Genomic DNA, 22,148 nt, shown 5'->3' on the forward strand with positions numbered 1-22,148 from the left:
GCGCCTGAATCTAGGGATACCAGATGTAATCAATCGCCTAGAAAGCCCCCAGTCTGATGAGCCCAGAGCTGCGCATAAATCCCCCCATGCGCCAATAACGCTTGATGACTGCCTTGTTCGACAACACGGCCTTGGTCCATCACGATCAACCGATCCATGGCCGCAATCGTCGATAGCCGGTGGGCAATAGCAATGACGGTTTTATTGGCCATCAACTGGTCCAAACTCGCCTGAATCGCCGCCTCAACTTCTGAATCCAGTGCCGAAGTGGCTTCATCCAAAATCAAGATGGGGGCATCTTTAAGTAACACACGCGCAATGGCAATTCGCTGACGCTGCCCTCCAGAAAGCTTCACGCCGCGCTCACCCACTTGAGCATCCAGACCGACATTACCGTTGGGGTCATTTAATGCCTGGATAAAGTCTTCAGCTTCGGCTTGTTGAATGGCCTGATGCAATTCAGCTTCCGTCGCATCCGGGCGACCATACATAATATTGTCGCGAATACTGCGATGTAATAAAGCGGTATCCTGCGAGACCATCCCAATATGACGACGCAGGCTATCCTGGCTGACCGCACGAACATCCTGCCCATCGATCAAAATACGCCCACTTTGCACATCATAAAAACGCAGCAACAAGTTCACCAAAGTCGACTTACCAGCCCCAGAGCGCCCGACCAAGCCGACCTTTTCTCCCGGTGCAATATTCAGATCCAACTGCTCAAAAACCGGCTTCCATTGGCCATTGGCACTGCGATAGCTGAAATCAACGCCTTGAAGTTCAATCCGGCCCTGTGGGACAGACAAAGCCGGGGCCTGGGGGGCATCCTGAATCTGAACCGGTTGAGACAAAGTATTCATCCCATCGGTAACAGTCCCCATGTTCTCGAACAGCATGCCCACTTCCCACATAATCCATTGCGACATACCGTTGATACGCAGCGCCAGCGAAATGGCAACCGCAATGGCACCCACCGTGATGGCATCAAACTGCCATAGCCAAATTGACACCGCCGCCACACTGAACGCCAGCAGATAGTTCAAGATATTGACGACCACATTCAAACCGGTCACCAAACGCATCTGATGATGCACTGTGCCCATAAACCCTTCCATGCTATCTCGGGCATAGTCAGATTCACGCCGAGTATGAGAAAACAATTTCACCGTCTGAATGTTGGTATAACTATCAACGATACGCCCGGTCATCGCTGAGCGCGCCTCCGCCTGTTGAGCCGCCACCGCTTTCATCCGCGGCACAAAGTAAATCTGTACCGCAATATAACCCAACAACCAAACCAGCATAGGCATCATCAAGCGCCAATCGGCAATGGCGACAATCGCCAACATACTGGTGAAATACACCAGGATGTACACCAACACATCCAGCAACTTCATCACACTTTCGCGCACCGCCAGCGCCGTTTGCATGACTTTGGTCGACAAGCGTCCAGCGAAGTCATCCTGATAAAAACTGAGGCTTTGTCGTAATAGATAACGGTGCGCCAGCCAACGCACTTTCATCGGAAAGTTACCCATTAGGGTTTGATGCACAATCAAAGAATGCAGAGTCACCACCAATGGCATGGCCACTAATAAAACGGCACTCATCCCGATCAACCGCCAGCGTTCTTGCTGCCAAAAGGTCGCCCGATCATGATGGGTTAACCAATCGACCAACTGCCCCATGAACTGTACCAGCTGAACTTCAAGCACCGCCAAGGCGCCTGTTAAAAAAGACATCAATAGCAACGGCTTACCCATGCCCCGCGCATAATGCCGACAAAATGCCACCAACCCAATTGGCGGCTGCTCTGGCGGTTGCGGCGGGAAAGGACGCACCCAGTTTTCAAATAAACGTAATAAGCGATTCATAAAACACACGACCTATGATCTGGCGATCCTGAAAATGGCACGACACAATAAGCTCATCACTGCGCAATAAACTCAGCACAGCGCAATAAGCCGCATTTAAAAGGCCTAGGCGATACTCAGGAACGGCGTAAAGCCTGTTTGGGATAGACATCAAAACGACTGGATTGACCTTCCAACACTAAACCAGGTGTAGGCCCGTCAATGGGCGGTGCTTTGCGGGGACGTTTGACCACCACTCGATGTGTCGCCACCTCCAATGCTGCCGCCAGTAATGTCGGCGCATCATCATCATCACCGACCAGTTGACGGAATAACCGCATCTCTTTTTTAACCGCAGCGGCAGCCTTCGCACGATTTTGCGCCCCATCGCGATGAGGAAACATAGGATCGAGATAGACCACCTCAGGCGAATATGACCACTCATCAACTGCACCTGATAGCTCACACGATGCATTTAAATGACGCAGCTGCCAGTGCTGTAAAATCGAAGCCAACTCAGCATCAGCGTGTGCCCGAGCTAATGCATCTGCGAGTAACGCATGCACAACAGGGCTGCGCTCCAGAGACAACACCGGACAACCCAGTGAGGCCAAGACAAAACTATCGCGCCCCAAGCCTGCCGTCGCATCCACAATGGACGGAGTGACGCCCGCTTTCAAACCACAAGCCTTCGCCACCGCCTGCCCCCGGCCGCCGCCGAAACGGCGACGATGGGCCATTTCCCCTTGGGTAAAATCGAGCCGCAACGGTTTAAGTTTAGGTTGATCCAGATCTTCTAACTGCAGCCCCTCGGCAGTCAGCGTCAGCAGTAACCCTGTATCAGGGCGCTGTGTTGCCCAAGTCTCGGGCAGCGTCACATCAGCAGGTAATCGCAGCTCAAGCTCAGCAGGCTTGTACCACGTCAACGGAGGCGTCTCAGGATTCATAGATATCTCACTATCGAATGAACCCCATATGGTAACGATTTAATTTTGAAGGTCTACGACACGGCGTCTAAAAGCGCATTTTAGCGCCTAAAAGTACCTATTGAAGAAGCACACAGTACGCTTGAGTCAGCAAGCGGCAAGATTCAACATTAAGCAGCAGGAAGGATTAAACATAAAGATCAACACGCGGCCAGGGCTCTTGATGTAACGAACGATGAGCCACATCCCAATAATGGCGCAAAGCTCGACGGCTATGACCCGACAATTGCCGGTCATCTTGAGGCATCTCATCATGGGCCGCGATATAGTCAATATCTTGACCCAGTGCAATCACCTCTGGCCCTTGCTGCGAGGCGGGTTGAGATTGAGGCTTGGCAGAAGGCTTCCGTTGTTTGGCCCGCGCCGGTGGCGACCAGGGCGCAGAAAGCGGTCCTCTGATTTGCATAGAAAGTTCCCCCTGCCCTGTGGTTGACCGTTTCCTTACATCTTGTTGCTTTTATCGGCCACTGGGTAAACATCTTGAATACAAATTCAACGAATAGTCATCAACAAATTCAATGTTGTTCACAATGATGGCCTATTACAGCGCCAACCGTTACCGCTGAACCGATGGCCTTTGTCCTGAGCCATCAATCAGTTCAGTCTCATACTCACGCTACCAGAACAGTTTCCCGCGATTACCGACCCAATGGAAGCCGCCAAAAGTATAACAAGCATTCAATACCCATATTTAAATGAGCCCGTCTCTCCCACCAAGCCGGTCTCAACTGATGACACATTAAGCATCATCCGCAGTATTCTGAATCAGCAGCTCTCGCATAGCGCGTATCAGCGGCTCACGAGCACGGCCGCGCCGACAAATCAATGATAACAAGGCTTGATATCCAAATTGACTCGGCAGTAGTGGCTTCAAGCGTTGGGCTTTCACAAAATGCTGGGCATATCGTTCAGGCAGGTACCCCACGTATTGGCCTGACAGAATCAGGGCCAACTGAGCTTCCATATTTTCAACAGTCGCAGTGCTATGACCAAACCCACGCTTACGTAGGTCCGAAAAGTTCCAATAACGTCGCGTTACAAAGCCATATTGCGTAATCCGCTCAACCGTTAACTGAGGCGTTTCAAATAACGGATGCGAATCTGCGCAATACAACCAGTGCTGTTCACGGTATAGCTCGCGCCCGATAATATTATTGACGGCAGAAGGGACATTGCCAATGGCGATATCGAGCTGGTTATTTAAGATACCGTGGATCTGCTCGTAGGGCGTTCGAACCTGAAGATCAAGATGGACTGCGGGGTAGCGCTGATTAAATTGTCGAATCACATTAGGCAATGACAGTGTCGTATCTAATACCGTGGCATCCAATACCGACATCGTCAGTCGACCGCCTAAATCACCTTTGATCGCTTCGACACTACGCTCTAAAGCATCAAACTCCCCCAAAAACTGAACCGTCTGGTGCAAAAACTGCTCGCCTTTCTCCGTTAACTGAAAGCCCGCCCGACCTCGTTGACACAGTACAAAGCCAAGCTGGGCTTCCAACTCACTCATGTAATTACTGATTGCGGAAGTCGTCAGGTTCAACGCTTGCTGAGCCCCCATGAACCCCTGATGCCTCGCAACAGCCACAAAAACTTCCAGCAGCCTGACGTTCAAACGCTTATGAGCTCTCATCCGAAAAGCCGTCCTATCACTATGCCGACAGATAGTTCACAAATTTGTGAAGTGAATATTTATTTTTTCATATTTTATGGTCAAGGAGGGATTTTTAAGATGCGTTAATTCCACCGTGATTACGATCAAGACGAACCCAAAACCATCGACCGATCCAAAACACCGACAAAAGACAATAACGAAGGATTTCTCATCATGGTCAAACACCTGAACCAACCCCAGAGCGGGAACGACATGCCGAGATTCGGCGGCCGTGCCACAATGCTCAGACTCCCCTTCGCTGAAGATTTAAATGGACTGGATGCAGCGTTTGTCGGCATTCCTCTCGATATCGGGACATCTCAGCGTGCAGGAACACGTTATGGGCCACGACAAATCAGGGCAGAATCCGTCATGATCCGCCCTTACAACATGGCCACGGGCGCCGCTCCTTTTGAGTCTTTATCAGTGGCCGATATCGGTGATGTCCCCATTAACACTTACAACCTGCTTAAGTCTGTCGACATCATTGAAGCCTACTACAGCGAGCTGAATGCCTACCCGCTGATTCCCTTAACATTAGGGGGCGACCACACGATCACACTGCCCATACTGCGCGCCTTAAGCAAAAAGCACGGCCCTGTAGGCCTGATTCACATCGATGCACATACGGATACCAACGATCAAATGTTCGGGGAATCCATAGCGCATGGCACGACATTCCGCCGGGCGGCCGAGGAGGGCTTGCTGGACTGTAACCGAGTGGTACAAATCGGTCAGCGAGCGCAAGGCTATTCCGCTCAAGACTTTAAATGGGGTGAAGAACAAGGATTCCGCTTGTTTACCGCTGAAACGTGCTGGTATCAGTCATTAGCGCCTTTAATGGCTGAAGTACAGAAAATGGTCGGCGATGGCCCTGTTTACTTATCTTTTGATATTGATGGCATCGACCCGGCCTGGGCCCCAGGAACAGGTACCCCAGAAGTCGGTGGGCTGACCACAACACAAGCCCTGGAGATTGTTCGCGGCTGCCGAGGGCTCAACTTAGTCGGCGCCGACCTCGTTGAAGTCTCCCCTCCTTATGACATCAGCGGTAACACCTCCCAGCTTGGTGCCAACCTACTTTACGAAATGCTTTGCGTATTACCCGGAGTGACTTATCACAATTAAATCCGCACGACGCTATCGGTACAGCACATCCAACCTGTACCGATAACGGTGTAAGCACTGGCCACCGAAAGACCCCGCTCGGTGGCCTATTAAAAAGATAAAATATAAATATAAATAAAGGCTTAGCATGAACCAACACCTGGATGAAAAAGAAGCAGACAGCGTTTTACTGAGCGATGTCGATAAGGCGCACCGCCCGCATACCCTGGCGACATACCTTAAATTCATAATCCCCTCACTGATTGGCTTTCTATTCTTCTTAACCCCGATCGTGGTGGATGGCAAAGTCACCATTGGCATGGGGGTACTGGCTGATCAACTCAATGAGCTCACTCAAGACTATTTACCTGCTTTTGCGACCTCGCTACTGGTTATTTCAGCATTGATCGCGCTTTATACAGCACTGTTTAAGCCTCGCTGGTCGCAACAAGATACCACCCTAGCCGAGATCTTCACCCCTAAAGGCATTTGGCTAGTGCTCAGGTTAGCGGGTGCCATATTTGCCACCATGATTCTGTTTGAAGTTGGGCCGGAATGGGTCTGGAACCGCAACACCGGAGGCGTGATGATGCTCGATCTTGCCCCCGTGTTAATCACATTTTTCTTTTTTGCGGCCATCCTGCTGCCCTTTTTGGTCGACTTTGGCTTCATGGAGTTTATCGGTACGCTAGTTCGTAATGCGTTCCAGAAAACATTTCGCTTACCCGGCCGCTCATCGATTGATGCGATTGCCTCTTGGCTTGGATCAGGCACCGTGGGGGTCTTAATTACCACCCATCAGTATGAGCAAGGGTTCTACTCCAAACGTGAAGCCTGCGTGATCGCAACCAACTTTTCGATCGCCTCAATCGCATTCAGCCTCCTGGTCAGCAGCTTTATTGGGCTGGACCACCTCTTTGTACCGTTTTATCTCACCGTGGTGGCCTCAGGCTTAGTTGCCGCGATTATCACACCGCGTTTGCCACCTTTATGCTGGAAGTCGGATGACTACAGTGGTAGTGGTAAACAAATCAATGAATCGGTTCCCAGCAATCACTCTTTATATTCCTGGGGCTTAGAACAAGCATTACGTCGGGCAGAAACCGCACCCAGCCCTTCCACGCTGGCACGAAGCTGCTTGATGAATGTCGTGGATATATTATTTGGTTTACTGCCACTGGTGATCGCGATCGGCACCGTTTCCTTGGCACTGGTGGAATACACACCTATTTTCACCTGGCTGTCTTATCCACTCATTCCGCTTCTAGATTTACTACAACTCCCAGAATCGGCTAAAGCAGCGCCCGCAATGTTGGTCGGGTTTGCGGATATGTTCTTGCCTGCGGTACTCGGCAAAGGCATTGAAAGTGAACTGACACGCTTTGTCATCGCTTGCGTCTCCATGACACAGCTGATCTACATGTCAGAAGTCGGCGTACTGCTACTGAAATCGAAAATCCCGCTTAACTTACTTGAACTACTCGCCATCTTCGTCATCCGTACCCTCATTACGTTGCCCATTATTGCGCTGATTGCACACACCTTAGTGTTCTAATCGACAAGAGTTTTAGTCACGAGAATTCTAATCGACAAGAGCTCTAATCGATGAATGCTCTGATCATCAGCCCATGCCACTGAGCGCTCTTCATTGAGCGCTCAACCCACCTTCGGCCTAACGCCATGAGCCCCAGTGATCATTAACCCCAATACACCATCGCCAGCAACACACCCGCCAAACACAAGCGATAGATCACGAAAGGCATCATGCCAATCCGGTCCAGCCAATGTAAAAAGAGGCGAATACATAGCCAAGCCGAAAGGAAGGATAATAAGACGCCCCAAGCCATATCCAACCAACGAGCTTCGGCCGCGTGCTCGTACAGCTCAATCCCTTTAAACAACCCGGCCGCGATGATGAGGGGAATAGACAGCAGGAAAGAAAAACGGGCACCCTCTTGACGGCTAAAGCCCAGCAATAACGCTGCCGTAATGGTGATCCCCGAGCGAGAAGTGCCTGGAATCAAAGCTAAGGCTTGAAATAGACCGATCACAAGCGCCAGCTTTAATGTCATTTGAGTCAATTGGCGAGTGCCGCTGTAGCGATCAGCCCAGCCCAGTAGGACACCAAAAACCAATGTGGCCCAACCAATGACAGCAGCAGAGCGCAAATGCAGCTCAATCCAATCGCTTAACAAAAGGCCGGCAATACAAGCAGGCACAGTGGCCACGATGATCGCCCAGCCTAGGCGCACGGCTTCAGGATCGGGTTGATGTCCCCTAGCAGCAGGCCAAAACTGACCGCCCCAACCGCGTATCAAACGCCCAAGCTCATGACGAAAGGCCCACATAACCGCCATGAGCGTCCCCACATGTACGGCGACATCAAACGCCAAACCTTGATCGGGCCAGCCCAGTAACGCATTGGGAAGAATTAAATGAGCCGAGCTTGAAATCGGCAAGAATTCGGTAAGGCCCTGAATCAATGCCAGGGCGGTTAATTGAAACCAGTCCAAAGGCGGCTCGCTTTTTTCAATAAGACGCTAGATTCAATAAAACGCCATAACCCTCAGCACTCAATAGCGCACCTCGACGTTACTGGCGATTTTAACGACGTTGATGGGTCACCTGATCACGTAGATAAACCGGCATTGCCTCTGCCGCATCAACGGCCAGGCCTGCGGCCAGATCTTGCGCGGCCAGCACCGCCATAGCATCCGCCTGGGGCCCAAGTGTCACCACCTGTTGCTGAATCCGACTTTGTACCACCGGTGGAAAGCGCTGATCATAATCCGCACCTGATCCCACCAGCACCCAGTCATCATCCTCACCTTTATCCAGCAACAAAGCTTCAGGCGCGGAGAGACGCTCTTCATGCAACGCTTCTGGATGATCCTGCTCCCAACGCCAGCAACACCAGTAGAGCTCATCCATACGCGCATCCAATGCCGTAATCACATGCCGTGCATATAACTGCTGATGAGCGGTATAGGCCATCGCGCGTAAAGTCGAGATGGGCAACACGGGCAAATCATGCGCTAAGGCCAGCCCTTGGGTCGCGGCTGCGGCAATCCGAAGGCCGGTAAACGAGCCTGGACCACGGCCAAAGGCGATCGCATCGAGCTGAGACAAACGAACCCCCGCGAGGTTCAATACCTCATGCACCATCGGTAACAATTGCTGTGCATGCTGACGCGGGCAATCACGATGAAGGGCCTCCACTTGACCGTCGTGCCATAGCGCAACGGAGCAGGCTTCAGAAGCGGTTTCAACAGCAAGAATGCGAGACATGAATTTTCTCTATGGGTAGACACAAATGAGCCCGCATTATAGCGGGCTCATAAAGCAGGACCAAACGGTCACCAGGCAATCGCATACGATCACTGTTTGATCCTAACCTCTCAAGATTTCAGTGCAGAGATAATCTGCTCACGAATGTCGTCAACACTACCGACACCGGCAATACAGCTGTACTGAGGCGCCTGAGCGGGGTCTTGCTTAGCCCAGCTCTGATAATATTCCACCAGCGGGGCCGTTTGCTCATGATAAACCGCCAAGCGATGACGAACGGTTTCTTCTTTATCATCATCACGCTGGATTAAGCCTTCACCGGTCACGTCATCCTTCCCTTCATCCTTGGGCGGATTGTAAATCACATGATAAGTACGACCAGAGCCCGGATGCACACGACGTCCCGCCATACGCTTAACGATTTCTTCATCGTCAACCGCGATTTCAACCACATGATCCAGTTTCACACCCGCTTCTTTTAAAGCATCGGCCTGGGGAATGGTACGTGGGAAGCCATCAAACAAAAAACCATTCGCGCAATCAGGCTGAGTGATCCGCTCTTGCACCAGCGCAATAATAATATCGTCAGAGACAAGTCCACCTGTGGTCATGATCTCTTTTACTTTGAGCCCTAGTTCAGAGCCTTCCTTGACTGCTGCACGTAGCATATCGCCGGTGGAAATCTGGGGGATAGCAAAAGACTCACAAATAAACTGAGCTTGAGTACCTTTACCTGCCCCAGGCGGGCCCAACAAAATCAATCGCATGGAAATCTCCTTAATCAACTGGCAACAGCCCGGCATCACCGGACTGCTTAATGTCATGGGGTATCAAACAAGCCCAGGGACGCTGATCACACCCGTTAAGGGGCACTATAACGGCCCCTCATCGAGATGACCCTGATATCCATCACTCACAAGCGTTTCATCACATGTTTTTAAAAGCGTTTTGAAAACCGTGCTTTCAAACACTCAATGCTCAAACACCGGCTTTCATAAACACGCTTTTCCCAAAATCATGCGATGAAAAAAGCTCAATATCCCCTGCTTGTGGTATCCACAGCGGAGATACTGATAAGACTGAGCGATAATTAGGCCAGTTTGTCATCTAAAATGGAATAACTGGACAATACAGGGCCACCCGAGCACTGACAAGCCTAATCCATTCAAGAACACTTGAAAGCCCCGACTTCAGTATAGGCGAAAAGCTTGCACGGCCTGTTGCAAATGATCCGTCGAGCGAATCAGCTGGGCACTGATATCTGCGGTACTCTGCGCAACCTGACGACTATGGTCACTGCCCTCACGAATGCGCATTAAGTTGCCATCAATTTCATCGGCAACACTGGACTGTTGATGAGCGGCGGTAGCCATTTGCTGACCCATGCCGAGAATCATCGCCATACCATCGGTGACCTCTTGTAAAAGCGCCCCCATTTGCTCGGCCTGCTCAGCCGTCGACACCGCTCGTTGCTGACTGCTGGATAAATGCTCGACGACCCCATCGATCCCGCGATAAAGCTGATCAATGACTTCGGCAATATCCTGAGTTGAGGCTTGAGTACGACTGGCCAAAGCTCTCACCTCATCGGCCACTACCGCAAAACCGCGCCCACTCTCTCCAGCTCGCGCCGCTTCAATAGCCGCATTCAGTGCCAACAGATTGGTTTGATCAGCAATCTCACGAATGACATTAAGCATCTCATTGACTCGACTGCTTTGTTGCACCAACTGAGTCCCCGCATCTCCCGCTTGGGACAGAGTGTTGGCCAATTGTTGCATCCAAGATTGCACTCGCTGCATCTGTTGATGCCCGGCTTCGACCTGATCACGCACCGACTGGGCGGTCTCAGCAGCGCTACTGGCATGCTGTGCGACTTCGGTGGCCGAAGCACTCATCTGATTCATTGACGTCGCCACCTGGTCCGTCTCATGGGTTTGCACGTCATGCGCCTGTTGTGCCTGCTGTGCTGAAGTCGCGACCTGATGAGCATGTTGATCCACCTCAGAGGCGGTCTCTGCAACCGTCTGCACCAATCGCCGCATATGCTCTGCCATAGCGGCAAAAGCATCGGTTAACGCGCCCATTTCATCCCGAGTATGCCGTTGCGGCACTTGGGTCAGATCGCCCCGGGCCAGGGTCTGTACTGACTTGAGCAGCACTTGAATATTGTGATGCATGGATAAATAAAAGCCGGTATACAAATAAGCAATCAGCAGCAAAATAGCGGCCAACCCCGCCACCATCCACACAATACGCTGTTGCTGGGCGCTTTCGGCATCGGCCAACTGGCGATCAGCCGCTTCAATCAAAGCCTTGGCCAACGCCATCAACTCAGCTTGCGCGGGATCCCCCTGCTGATAAAAAGCCGACCAGGGTTGATCAAGGCTCATCGCCGCCAGCAACTGTTCATCCAAGGCCGTTTGAAACGCCGCCAGCGCTGCCGAAGCCGCTTCAAAGCGGGGGGCCAGCTGATCTGAAAGCTCAGGGAAACGGAGCTGCATCACCGATTGCACTTGTACCAACTGCGCCTGCTGATGCTGTAACCGTTCATACCCCTCATCCAGCACCTGACTGGAAGAGGAATCCATATATCCCAACAAAAAACTGTAAGCGCCATAACTGCGTACCTGAGACACCGCATGTAAACTGGCGGGGATCTCCTGCAACAGCACACCTTGTAGCCATTGCACCGGTAGCCGTGAATCCCGAATCAACTCACTGCGTTGACGCAAATTTTCCAATAGCTCTTCAACCGCCGTCACCAAAGGCTGATAGTGGCTCATCGCCAGATCATGATTGCCCAAGCGACCCGGCGAAGTATTCATTGTCTCGACGAGCGCCTGGACCTGCTCGAACTGAGGTCCGGTTTCAATCCCAGGAAATTGCGTCTTGGCCAAGGTCATAAACGCTTGCCAGCTAGTCTGCCAACGCTGCCAAGCTGCCGCTTGCTGTTGTGCTAATTCGACCTCACCCCGGCCATTGCTTAAAGCGGCGAGATCACGATAATGCTCTGCCTGTTGAATGAGCATGAGCACATCCTGCTGACGCGACAACCCTTGACGCTCATGCTGAATGAGCTGCCAATCTGCCCACAGGGTTTTGAGAATCAAGGTACTGAACACGACTAATGGCAACAGAAAAAGGAGTGAAACCAGAGAGAATTTAGTGACGTAATGCAACCGATTCATCAGTGCCATTGCCGGCCCAAACAGTGCCTTTCCCATGGAAGTTCCCTCGACGCAAAGATCGTGAGGTCTCGTTTGAACCAGGTTGAAAAATCAGCCTCCAAACGTTCCTCAGCGTGATAAAGACAACAGACTCAACGCGATAATAATGGCAGATAAGCCTCTTATTTGCGTAACCCTTGATTGATGACGCCATCATCACACTAAGCGATTAGCACTCAAATTCAAACGATCGTTTAGTCTAAAACAATCGTTGGTAACGTGCTGTGGTCTCGCATGGGAACATGCATGCTCGCGCTAAACCCGGCATACAAAAAGCGACCGCCCCCGGCACGGGACGGTCGCTTGGCAGTGCAGTTCAATATGGCCCTTAAGATCCCCCCTGGGCAGGCGTGGTCTCTACACCTTCCAGCCAAGCGCTTAGCGCGGCACCAGCGGCGCGTGGCAAATCAAATTGCAGGGCCTTGGCTTCGGTACGTAATCGACCAAGATCAATACCAGCTTGCGCCAACTCGCAGGCATGCCCCACTAACCAGCGTTCGATCTGCTCCGGGTCGGCCTCCAAATGGCACTGGAGTGCCAGCACATGGCGGCCAACACTAAAAGCCTGGTGGGCACAAATGTCCGTGCCTGCTAACCGGGTCGCAGCGGCGGGGATATCGAAACGATCGCCATGCCAGTGCAACACCGGCACTGCCCCCAGTGCCGCCAGTGGCGATTCCTGCCCCTCAGGGGTCAACGTCAATGGCGCAAAACCAATCTCTTTCATGCCCATGCCGACAACTTGCGCCCCGAGTGCACGAGCGATCAGCTGTGCCCCCAAGCAAATGCCCAATAGTGGGCGTTGACATGCCAATCGATCCTGAATCAACGTCAACTCATCACCAATAAAGGGATAAATTGCCTCATCAAAAGCACCAATCGGCCCCCCCAGCACCACCATAAGATCGGCCGCTGCCGGATCTAAATCGCGTAGTTGATCGAGGGTGGCTTCCACATAACGCACATCATAACCGCGTGCCTTAAGTAGCGGCGCCAAGGTGCCGAGGTCTTCAAAATCCAGATGGCGAATCACAATAGCTGTTTTCGTCGAAGCGAGAGATGACATGGCCGGACCATAACTCCTGAAAAATCGGTGGGGATGACTTGAGTCATACCGTTATAAACTTAAAATGGCTGGATGTACCCCACCATTTTTCACAGACGATACCGACCAATTGTTTAAACACGCGTTACTTGAATCCGTCAAAGCCTGGATCAGCGACCCAGTGCACAGTGCCTTACCGCGACATGCACGTATCCAGCGAGCACTGCGTCAGTTGATCCTCGACGGTGCACTAGGTGTCGGCACGGCGCTGCCCGCCTCTCGCACACTGGCAAAATCATTGGGCGTTTCCCGCGATACGATCGAGTCAGCTTACAGCCAGCTGCACGCAGAAGGCTTCATCGAACGTCGCGTCGGTAGCGGCAGCTTTGTCTCAGAACAGGCACGACGCTTATCCGGGAGAGGGAAGCCAAAATACACACCCCTCGATCGCCAGACGCCCCCACGCCTTAGTCAGCGAGGCCACACCATACTCCAGAGCGGCGGTGTCCGTGATTTTCTGGAAGCACGCCCGTTCGCGCCCGGCGTGCCGGAAACACGCAGTTTTCCACTACAAATCTGGGAACGGGTGGAACGCCAGGTGCTGAAAGAATACGGCACCCATGCCTTGAGACACAGTCCACCGCAAGGGATGGCCCCGTTGCGGCGCGCCATTGCCGATTACATCAACCTGGAACGTGGTGCTCACGCCACTCCCGAACAAGTCCTGGTGTTGACCAGTTCCCAACAAGCCATGACCTTATGCGCCACGGTGCTGCTTGATGCGGGGGATCGGATTTTCGTCGAAGACCCCGTATACCACGGTGCACGTAAAGCATTCGACGCCGCCGGTCTCACCTGTGTACCGGTCCCTGTGGACACCGATGGCCTACAAGTCGAGCAACTGCTGGAGATGACTCAATCATCTGAGACGAGTCCCCAGGCGGTGTTTCTAACACCTTCACACCAATTCCCCACCGGCACAACGCTATCGTTAGACCGCCGCCTGGCCATCATCGAATGGGCACGAGCACAGCAAGGCTGGATCATCGAAGACGACTACGACAGCGAGTTCCATTATGCAGGCAAACCCACTGCTTGCGTGCAGGGGCTCGACCCTCATGAACGCACCATTTACATCGGCACTTTCACCAAATCCCTGTTTCCGGGATTGCGCATCGGTTATATGGTGCTACCAGCCTCGCTAGTCGAGCCCATGACCGTAGCCCGCACCCTATTGGATGGTCACAGCGCCCCGATTCCACAGCTGACACTGGCACGCTTTATCGAAAGTGGCCACTTCGGCGCTCATATCCGCACCATGCGTGCCGTTTATGCCCAACGACGCGACCAACTGGCTCAGCTGATACGCCAGCATCTCGCCGACTTCGTGGAACCCCAGGTGCCTACCGGGGGGATGCAAATGCCCTGCGTGCTCATTCGTGATATTGCCGAACAAAAGGTCGTTGAAGCCGCACGCCGAGTAGGCATCGACCTCTTAGGGTTAACTCCCCTCTACGCATCGAGCCAACCCAAGCCAGGCTTCCTCATGGGGTTTGCTGCTCATGCGCCTCACGAGCTGGAGACGGCTGTCAAAACCCTGGCAAAACTATTGCATAAGCTGACGCGATCGTCATATGACATCGACACCCCATAAAAAAAGCGACCGCCCCCGGCACGGGGCGGTCGCTTGGCACTCACAGGTTTTCACACCTGTGCAATCGCGTCAGAGCCTGCAGCTTATAGCAGAATCTGGCGAATATCAGCGATGATGCGGGCCAAGTAGGCCGTGAAACGTGCAGCATCAGCGCCATTCACCGCGCGGTGATCGTAAGATAAGCACAGCGGCAACATCTGACGCGGCTCAAACTCACTGCCATTCCAGACCGGCTCTACACTGGCTTTGGAGACCCCAAGGATCGCCACTTCAGGCGCATTGACAATCGGCGTAAACGCGGTGCCGCCGATTGAACCCAAAGATGAAATGGTGAAGCAACCCCCTTTCATCTCATCGCCTTTCAGCTGCTTCTTCTGGGCTCGTTTAGCTAGATCGACACTTTCACGTGCCAGTTCGAAAATGCTCTTCTTATCTGCATCACGAATCACCGGCACCAGCAGACCATCCGGCGTATCCACCGCAATCCCGATATGCACATACTTTTTCCAGATCACGTTAGTACCGTCCGCACTGAGCGAGACGTTAAATTGCGGGAACTGGCGCAACGCATGGGCGCAGGCTTTGATCAGGAAGGGCAGTGGTGTCAGCTTGGCGTCTTGTTTCTCGGCCTCAGCTTTCATCGACTTACGGAAGGCTTCAAGCTCAGTGATATCCGCTTTATCAAACTGAGTGACATGGGGCACGTTCAGCCAAGAACGATGCAGGTTAGTAGCCCCAGCCTTCATCAGGCGACCCATCGGCTTCTCTTCGACTTCACCAAACTTGCTGAAGTCAACCGCAGGAATCGGCGGAATACCCGCGCCACCAGTGGCCGCAGGCGCCGCAGCAGACCCACTGGCTTTATGCTGGCGCATCACCGATTTAACGTAGTTTTCCAGATCTTCTTTCAGCAAACGACCACGAGGCCCGGTCGCAGGCACATCCACTAGGTCAACACCCAACTCACGTGCCAACATGCGCACAGCGGGCCCCGCATGGACTTTGCCACTGGTACTTTCGGGAGCCGAAGATGCCGCATGAGACGATGCCGCAGGTGCCGGCGCTGAAGATGCAGCAGGCGCTGAGGTATTGGCCGTCGATGATGAAGAGGATGATGCTTGGGCCGCCGTATTGCTTGCCGCCGGTGCACCGGCCACTTCAATCACACCAATCAAGTCGCCTTCATTGACGCGATCACCGACTTTGATCTTCATTTCGACCAATTTACCGGCATAAGGCGCAGGCACATCCATAGAAGCTTTATCGGTCTCCAGTGTGAAGAGACCATCTTCTTCATTCAGGTCATCGCCTTCATTGACCGCCACTTCGATGACTTCGACATCTGTCGCGCCCCCCAGATCCGGCACATGGATCTCTTGGCGACCACCGCTAGCCGCAGGTTGCGCCTGAGGTGCGGGCTCGCTGGCCGGTGCCGAGGTCTCACTGGCAGGCGCAGAGGCCGCCGCTTCGGGTGCTGCCGCGCCGGAGGTGGTTTCGATATAACCGATCAAGTCGCCTTCATTGACATGGTCGCCGACTTTAATCTGCATCTCGACCAGCTTACCGGCATAAGGGGCCGGTACATCCATCGACGCTTTATCGGTTTCCAGCGTGAATAAGCCGTCTTCCACTTCAACCGCGTCGCCTTCGCCTGCAGTCACTTCAATCACTTCAACATCAGTGGCGCCGCCTAAATCCGGCACACGGATTTCCTGACGGCTGGCTTGTTGCTGGTGACTGGATTGCTGCGGCTCACTTTGCGTCTCAGCTTGAGCTTCAGCAGGTTGTTCTTGAGTCTCAGCGCTGTTCTCTACAGGACGACTCGCTGCAGGCGCATCCCCGCCACCTTCACCTTCGAGTTCAATCTCGAGGATCTCAGCGCCTTCGGAAACTTTATCGCCTTCAGACAGCAGAATTTTTTTCACCACACCGGCTTTCGGCGCCGGGACATCCATACTGGCTTTGTCCGACTCCAGTACGATCATGGTGTCTTCAGCATCGAGGCGATCGCCCTCTTTAATGCTGATTTCGATGACCTCGACATCTTCGCTGCCGCCGATATCGGGCACTTTGATGATTTCGGTACTCAAGGTCGTACTCCTTCAGATTCTATCTGTGATCCGACACGCGGGCCGTCGCTTGCTTGCCCCTGAGTGACGGGCTCGACAATCAATACTGGGCGCACCCAAACAATGCCGGGCGCACCCAAGGACAAGCGGTCAAAACGGACCCTTATCCTGCTGAGATCAGCAGTACAGCGGGTCGCATTTTTCAGGATCAATACCGTATTTGGTCAGCGCCTGAGTCACGACCTTCGGCTCGATCTCACCACGATCCGCCAGCGACTTCAAAGCCGCGACAGTGATGAAGTAGCGATCGATCTCAAAGAACTGACGCAGTTTCTCACGCGTATCTGAGCGACCGAAACCATCCGTACCCAATACTTTGAAGTCAGTCGGTACCCAATTGCTCACCTGATCAGCAAACAGCTTCATATAGTCAGTGGAGGCAATGACCGGCCCTTGACGACCTGACAGCTGCTCAGTGACAAACGCCTTTTGCGGCTCATCTTCCGGGTGCAGGAAGTTATGACGATCCACTTTTAGACCATTACGGCGCAGTTCATTGAAACTGGTCACCGACCAGATATCAGATTCAACACCAAAATCATCACGCAGCAGATCAGCAGCCGCTTCGACTTCACGCAGAATGACACCCGAGCCCATCAGCTGCACTTTCTTCTCGGCTTTAGCCCCTTCGCGCAGCAAGTACATGCCTTTGATGATGTCTTCACGAACACGATCATCTTCCGGCATAGCGGCATGTGCATAGTTCTCGTTCATCACGGTCAGGTAGTAATAGCAATTTTCTTTCTTGCCATACATACGCTCCAGACCATCCTGAATGATCACGGCCAGCTCATACGCATAAGTCGGATCATAGCTGCGGCAGTTCGGGATAGTGCTCGCCAACAGATGGCTGTGACCATCTTGGTGCTGCAGACCCTCACCGTTGAGCGGTGTCCGACCCGACGTGCCACCAATCAGGAAGCCACGAGCCTGAAGATCGCCCGCAGCCCAGGCCAGATCGCCAATGCGTTGGAAACCGAACATGGAGTAGTAAATATAGAACGGCACCAACGGATAGTTGTGGTTGGTGTAACTGGTCGCAGCGGCTACCCAAGCCGACATGGCACCCGCTTCAGTAATCCCCTCTTCGAGAATCTGACCTTTTTTATCCTCACGGTAGAACATGATCTGGTCAGAATCTTCCGGCTTATACTTCTGGCCTTCAGAGGTATAAATCCCGAGCTGACGGAACATGCCTTCCATACCAAAGGTACGCGCTTCGTCCGGCACAATCGGCACAATCTGCTTGCCGATCTGCTTGTCTTTGGTCAGCCCCGTCAGAATGCGGACAAACGCCATGGTGGTGGAGATTTCGCGATCCCCCGTCCCTTTGAGCATGGCATCAAAGGCTTTGTCATCCAAAGCGGGGGTCGGTAAGGCTTCGAAATCAGTTCGACGAGCCGGCAGGTAGCCCCCTAACTTCTGACGCGTAGCATGCAGGTAATTCAACTCAGGGCTATCGTCTTCCGGCTTATACAGCGGCGGAATACCACTTTCGATCTGCTCATCTGTCAGCGGAATACCAAAACGATCGCGGAATTTCTTCAGCCCTTCCGCCTGCAGACTCTTCACCGAGTGAGTATCGTTTTTGGCTTCGCCATCATCACCGATGCCGTACCCCTTAACGGTATGCGCCAGCACGACAGTCGGACGACCATTCGAATTATTGACAGCCTCGTGATAAGCCGCATAAACCTTATAAGGATCATGACCACCGCGGTTCAGGCGCCAGATATCGTCATCGGACATATCCTTGACCATTTCTTCGGTTTCCGGATATTTGCCGAAGAAGTGCTCACGGGTGTAAGCGCCGCCATTGGCTTTGTAGTTCTGGTACTCGCCATCCACAACTTCGTCCATCCGCTTTTGCAGCAGGCCTTTTTTGTCCTGTTCAAACAGCGGATCCCAGAAACGTCCCCAGACGACTTTGATGACATTCCAGCCAGCGCCACGGAAGACACCTTCCAGCTCATCCATCACACGGGAATTACCCCGTACCGGGCCATCCAGACGCTGAAGGTTACAGTTGATCACGAAGATCAAGTTATCCAGCTTCTCACGACCGGCCAGTGAAATCGCCCCGAGGGATTCCGGCTCATCGCACTCACCATCGCCCATAAAGCACCAAACTTTACGGTCATGCATGGGCTTGAGTTCACGGGAATCCAGGTACTTCATGACGTGCGCTTGATAGATCGACTGAATCGGACCCAACCCCATAGACACCGTCGGGAACTGCCAGAAATCAGGCATCAACCAAGGGTGCGGGTAAGACGACAAGCCGTTGCCATCGACTTCCTGACGGAAGTTATTGAGCTGCTCCTCGCTCAAGCGACCTTCCAGATAAGCGCGGGAGTAGATCCCCGGTGCACTATGACCCTGGATATAGACCAGATCGCCTTCGAAATCGCCATTAGGCGCACGGAAGAAGTAGTTAAAGCCTACGTCATACAGCGTCGCGCTGGACATAAAGCTTGAGATGTGACCCCCGATCCCTGGGTTTTCCTTGTTGGCGCGCATGACCATGGCCATCGCATTCCAACGAATCAAAGAACGAATGCGACGTTCCATGAACAGGTCACCGGGCATCCGGGCTTCACGATGGACAGGAATCGTATTGCGATGCGGGGTGTTCAGCGAAAACGGTAGCTGAGTACCATCCCGACGCATCCGATCGGCCAGTTGGGTCAGTAGGAAGTGAGCACGATCCTCACCTTCTCGATCCAGTACCGAATTCAGGGAATCCAACCATTCCTGAGTTTCCACCGGGTCGATATCTTGAACCTCAAGACTCATGGCGTCTCTCCGCGTGGTGATGTTGACATTATGATGAATAAAAACCGCCTCTATATTGGGCCCCTCAACATCACTTGATCAGTGGATGATGCTGACTTGACCATAATGGGCGATACAGGTTTCCAGTGCAGGCAGCCTGGCATTGACGCCAATAGGGGCAGCTTGCGTCTAAAATCAGTCTTTCGTTAATCCGTCTTTCTGAGTCAGTCCGTTGAATACGCACATTCATTCAATACGCACATTGAATCCGTACATCTCGGCAATACGACCGGCAACGGCTCAATGTAGTTAATTTACACAGGAGCTTACACCCGAGCAGGTTAACCTGACTAGAGCGTCAGCAGATCATGTACTGAGACCTCAGACTATATGATGACAAAGCGCAAGATAAATTCATGCTGCAGTGCAGAAAAATAGCCTTTATGACTCAAATCCAGGAACGGTCATCACGGCCGACAATCAACATTGCGACCTCTGCTTGCCGTTCACGTCAACTCAAAGACTTGTAATTTTACTACAAAAAACATCGCTTTGAATCCCTGAAACGGTTTTTTATCCCGTTGGCCGTCATCGGCGCGCCGCTTTTATACTGAAGAATGCAGGCCCTGAGCGGCCTGCATCGACATCAAAATCAATTCAGTGCGGGGAAAAAGATGACACTCAAAGCGGATAATGCCACCCAAACGGCTAAAGCACGCCACACCATTTCTCGTACACAGCCCAACTCATGATCGGCTTCAGCTGAAAAGTGCTCAGGGCGTTGACAGTACACCGTCGCCTCATCGGTCGAGGCATCCCCCCCTGAGACAGCCCCAAAACGGGTAATCAATTGGCGATTTAAATACACCTCAGTGGGTAATCGCCAACGCAACAGATCCATCAACCATTGCCTGATGCCCAAAACAGGCCGTCCCACTAAGGCCAACGTCAAACCTAAAAGGCGGGCTGCGGGCCATTCCAAAAGCCCTTGAAATCGCATAATCCAAGGGTTAACCGTCTGACCTTGAGCTTGAGCCCATTCAATGGCCAATGCAGACAAACGCGCTAACAAGGCCGCTACAGGGCCCAAGAGCAAATACCAGAAGAGCACCAAAAACAGTCGATCAAATGCATGTGCCAACAACCGAGCAACCAGTCGACAGTGCATGCTCACCGGAGTCAGGCCGGTCTCATCATCATCCAGCAATTCCAATGCATAGTGACGAGCCGCTTCATAATCCCCTTGTCGCCAAGCGATCATATAACGCTCAATCCAAGTCATCTCATCACGCCGACCTAAGACATAAAACACCACCAGCAAATGCACCACCAATGCGGCCAGATTCCAAGGGGTATCAGGAACGCGAGCTAATAGCGCGCACAATAAAAGCACCGGAGGTAAAACGCCCAGCAAATAAGGCAGCACCCTTCCCGCCCGATATCCGGTGATTCGCTCGATCAAAACCAATAATCGGGTATAGCGTCGATCCAGATACTGAATCAAGCGAATGCCAGGCACCCGCCGGAATAAAAGTACAGCCAGCATCACCACAAACTTCATGGGCGAGGTCTCCCTGTATGCCAATCAGGATTTTTGCTCATACCTCATTTCCTCCATTCCCTACGCGATTGCAGTCGATGATATCTATAGCGGCTTCAAGCTCATCATTCATCAATGTCTATCAATAGGCCAGCAACTGACGAAAATAAGCCCAATTAAACGCAGGCCCTGGATCAGTCTTCCGGCCCGGCGCAATATCACTATGGCCCGTCATTCGATCAGCGTTAATCTGAGGATAAGCCTGCATCAACACCTTGGCGACTGCGGCTAACTGCTGATATTGAATCGTGGTAAAAGGCTGATCATCCACCCCCTCTAACTCAATACCAATGGCATAATCATTACATTCAACTTGGCCTTGAAATACAGAACGCCCCGCATGCCAGGCACGTTTGTCAAAAGGCACAAACTGCACCAACTCACCAGTGCGCCGAATCAACAGGTGGGCCGACACCTGCAGCCCAGCCACTTTGGCAAAATAAGGGTGATCATCCGGCTTTAAACGTCCCTGAAACAGCGCTTCGATGTGACCCCCACCAAAACAATAAGGCGGCAGTGAAATATTATGGACAACCAATAAACTAATGGCTTGTCCTGCTGGGCGTTCATTAAACCAAGGCGACGGACTGCGCCGTACTCCTTCCAGCCAATGATCAACCACTTGCTCTGGTGGTCGCTGGGGTCCTTCACGCATTGAGCGGGGAGCGACCTGAGTGGGGGTTATCTGCATATTATCGAGATGCCTTCTGATCTTGCCTATTCAAATCAAACTCAATCACTTGCCTACGATCCTCAGTGCAATCTTGCTTAAACGACATCCATGGATCAGGCAGGTATAATACCGGACGAACTAAGCC

The 22,148-nt window shown here is 52.6% G+C and carries 16 protein-coding genes; 3 read left to right on the forward strand and 13 right to left on the reverse strand.

Going from position 1 to position 22,148, the window contains the following annotated elements:
- Positions 1-29: 29 nt before the first annotated feature.
- The 4 genes from BFW38_RS11040 to BFW38_RS11055 all read right to left on the reverse strand — a co-directional run bounded on the left by BFW38_RS11040 (position 30) and on the right by BFW38_RS11055 (position 4,481).
- Positions 30-1,877, reverse strand: coding sequence for an ABC transporter ATP-binding protein (locus tag BFW38_RS11040; protein WP_068998709.1), 1,848 nt, complete (start codon positions 1,875-1,877; stop codon positions 30-32).
- 116 nt (positions 1,878-1,993) lie between these two features.
- Entirely contained in the window at positions 1,994-2,803 is an 810-nt protein-coding gene (locus tag BFW38_RS11045; RefSeq protein WP_084004600.1) for a class I SAM-dependent methyltransferase, read from the reverse strand.
- Between the two features lie 166 nt (positions 2,804-2,969).
- A complete protein-coding gene (locus BFW38_RS11050) occupies positions 2,970-3,248 on the reverse strand; it encodes a hypothetical protein (protein WP_068998710.1) in 279 nt (92 codons plus the stop codon).
- A 333-nt stretch (positions 3,249-3,581) separates the two neighbouring features.
- Positions 3,582-4,481: a LysR family transcriptional regulator gene (locus BFW38_RS11055; RefSeq protein WP_068998712.1), complete on the reverse strand. Its 900-nt coding sequence runs from the start codon at positions 4,479-4,481 to the stop codon at positions 3,582-3,584.
- Between the two features lie 195 nt (positions 4,482-4,676).
- Between BFW38_RS11055 and speB the strand changes: the two genes are divergently transcribed.
- Positions 4,677-5,630: an agmatinase gene (gene speB, locus BFW38_RS11060; protein WP_068998714.1), complete on the forward strand. Its 954-nt coding sequence runs from the start codon at positions 4,677-4,679 to the stop codon at positions 5,628-5,630.
- 127 nt (positions 5,631-5,757) lie between these two features.
- The gene (locus tag BFW38_RS11065; protein WP_068998716.1) at positions 5,758-7,164 is read left to right on the forward strand and encodes a YjiH family protein; all 1,407 of its coding nucleotides are present in this window, start codon (positions 5,758-5,760) and stop codon (positions 7,162-7,164) included.
- 142 nt (positions 7,165-7,306) lie between these two features.
- On the opposite strand, the gene BFW38_RS11070 is transcribed toward BFW38_RS11065, so the two are convergent.
- The 5 genes from BFW38_RS11070 to BFW38_RS11090 all read right to left on the reverse strand — a co-directional run bounded on the left by BFW38_RS11070 (position 7,307) and on the right by BFW38_RS11090 (position 13,193).
- Complete coding sequence (locus tag BFW38_RS11070; protein ID WP_068998719.1) at positions 7,307-8,122, reverse strand: undecaprenyl-diphosphate phosphatase; 816 nt, start codon at positions 8,120-8,122, stop codon at positions 7,307-7,309.
- Positions 8,123-8,213: 91 nt separating this feature from the next.
- Positions 8,214-8,897 (reverse strand): tRNA (adenosine(37)-N6)-threonylcarbamoyltransferase complex dimerization subunit type 1 TsaB, encoded by a 684-nt coding sequence (gene tsaB / locus BFW38_RS11075; protein ID WP_068998721.1) that lies wholly within the window; start codon positions 8,895-8,897, stop codon positions 8,214-8,216.
- A 110-nt stretch (positions 8,898-9,007) separates the two neighbouring features.
- On the reverse strand, positions 9,008-9,664 hold the full coding sequence (gene adk / locus BFW38_RS11080) for an adenylate kinase (protein ID WP_068998723.1): 657 nt from the start codon (positions 9,662-9,664) through the stop codon (positions 9,008-9,010).
- Positions 9,665-10,087: 423 nt separating this feature from the next.
- Entirely contained in the window at positions 10,088-12,124 is a 2,037-nt protein-coding gene (locus BFW38_RS11085) for a methyl-accepting chemotaxis protein (RefSeq protein ID WP_068998725.1), read from the reverse strand.
- A gap of 331 nt (positions 12,125-12,455) precedes the next feature.
- Positions 12,456-13,193 carry a glutamine amidotransferase gene (locus tag BFW38_RS11090; protein WP_068998727.1) on the reverse strand — a complete coding sequence of 246 codons (738 nt, stop codon included), beginning with the start codon at positions 13,191-13,193 and terminating at the stop codon, positions 12,456-12,458.
- A gap of 109 nt (positions 13,194-13,302) precedes the next feature.
- Here BFW38_RS11090 and pdxR point away from each other — a divergent pair, with 109 nt between their 5' ends.
- A complete protein-coding gene (gene pdxR, locus BFW38_RS11095) occupies positions 13,303-14,826 on the forward strand; it encodes a MocR-like pyridoxine biosynthesis transcription factor PdxR (protein WP_069000402.1) in 1,524 nt (507 codons plus the stop codon).
- An 83-nt stretch (positions 14,827-14,909) separates the two neighbouring features.
- Here the strand turns inward: pdxR and aceF are convergent, their stop codons facing one another.
- From aceF to ampD, 4 genes are all read right to left on the reverse strand, one after another.
- Positions 14,910-16,916 carry a pyruvate dehydrogenase complex dihydrolipoyllysine-residue acetyltransferase gene (gene aceF, locus BFW38_RS11100; RefSeq protein WP_068998729.1) on the reverse strand — a complete coding sequence of 669 codons (2,007 nt, stop codon included), beginning with the start codon at positions 16,914-16,916 and terminating at the stop codon, positions 14,910-14,912.
- A gap of 156 nt (positions 16,917-17,072) precedes the next feature.
- Positions 17,073-19,751, reverse strand: coding sequence for a pyruvate dehydrogenase (acetyl-transferring), homodimeric type (aceE, locus tag BFW38_RS11105; protein ID WP_068998731.1), 2,679 nt, complete (start codon positions 19,749-19,751; stop codon positions 17,073-17,075).
- Positions 19,752-20,382: 631 nt separating this feature from the next.
- On the reverse strand, positions 20,383-21,291 hold the full coding sequence (locus BFW38_RS11110; RefSeq protein ID WP_068998733.1) for a hypothetical protein: 909 nt from the start codon (positions 21,289-21,291) through the stop codon (positions 20,383-20,385).
- 121 nt (positions 21,292-21,412) lie between these two features.
- A complete protein-coding gene (gene ampD, locus BFW38_RS11115; protein ID WP_245686137.1) occupies positions 21,413-22,021 on the reverse strand; it encodes a 1,6-anhydro-N-acetylmuramyl-L-alanine amidase AmpD in 609 nt (202 codons plus the stop codon).
- Positions 22,022-22,148 lie beyond the last annotated feature (127 nt).

It is taken from the genome of Terasakiispira papahanaumokuakeensis (assembly GCF_001709345.1).
Taxonomy (GTDB): Bacteria; Pseudomonadota; Gammaproteobacteria; order Pseudomonadales; family Halomonadaceae; genus Terasakiispira; species Terasakiispira papahanaumokuakeensis.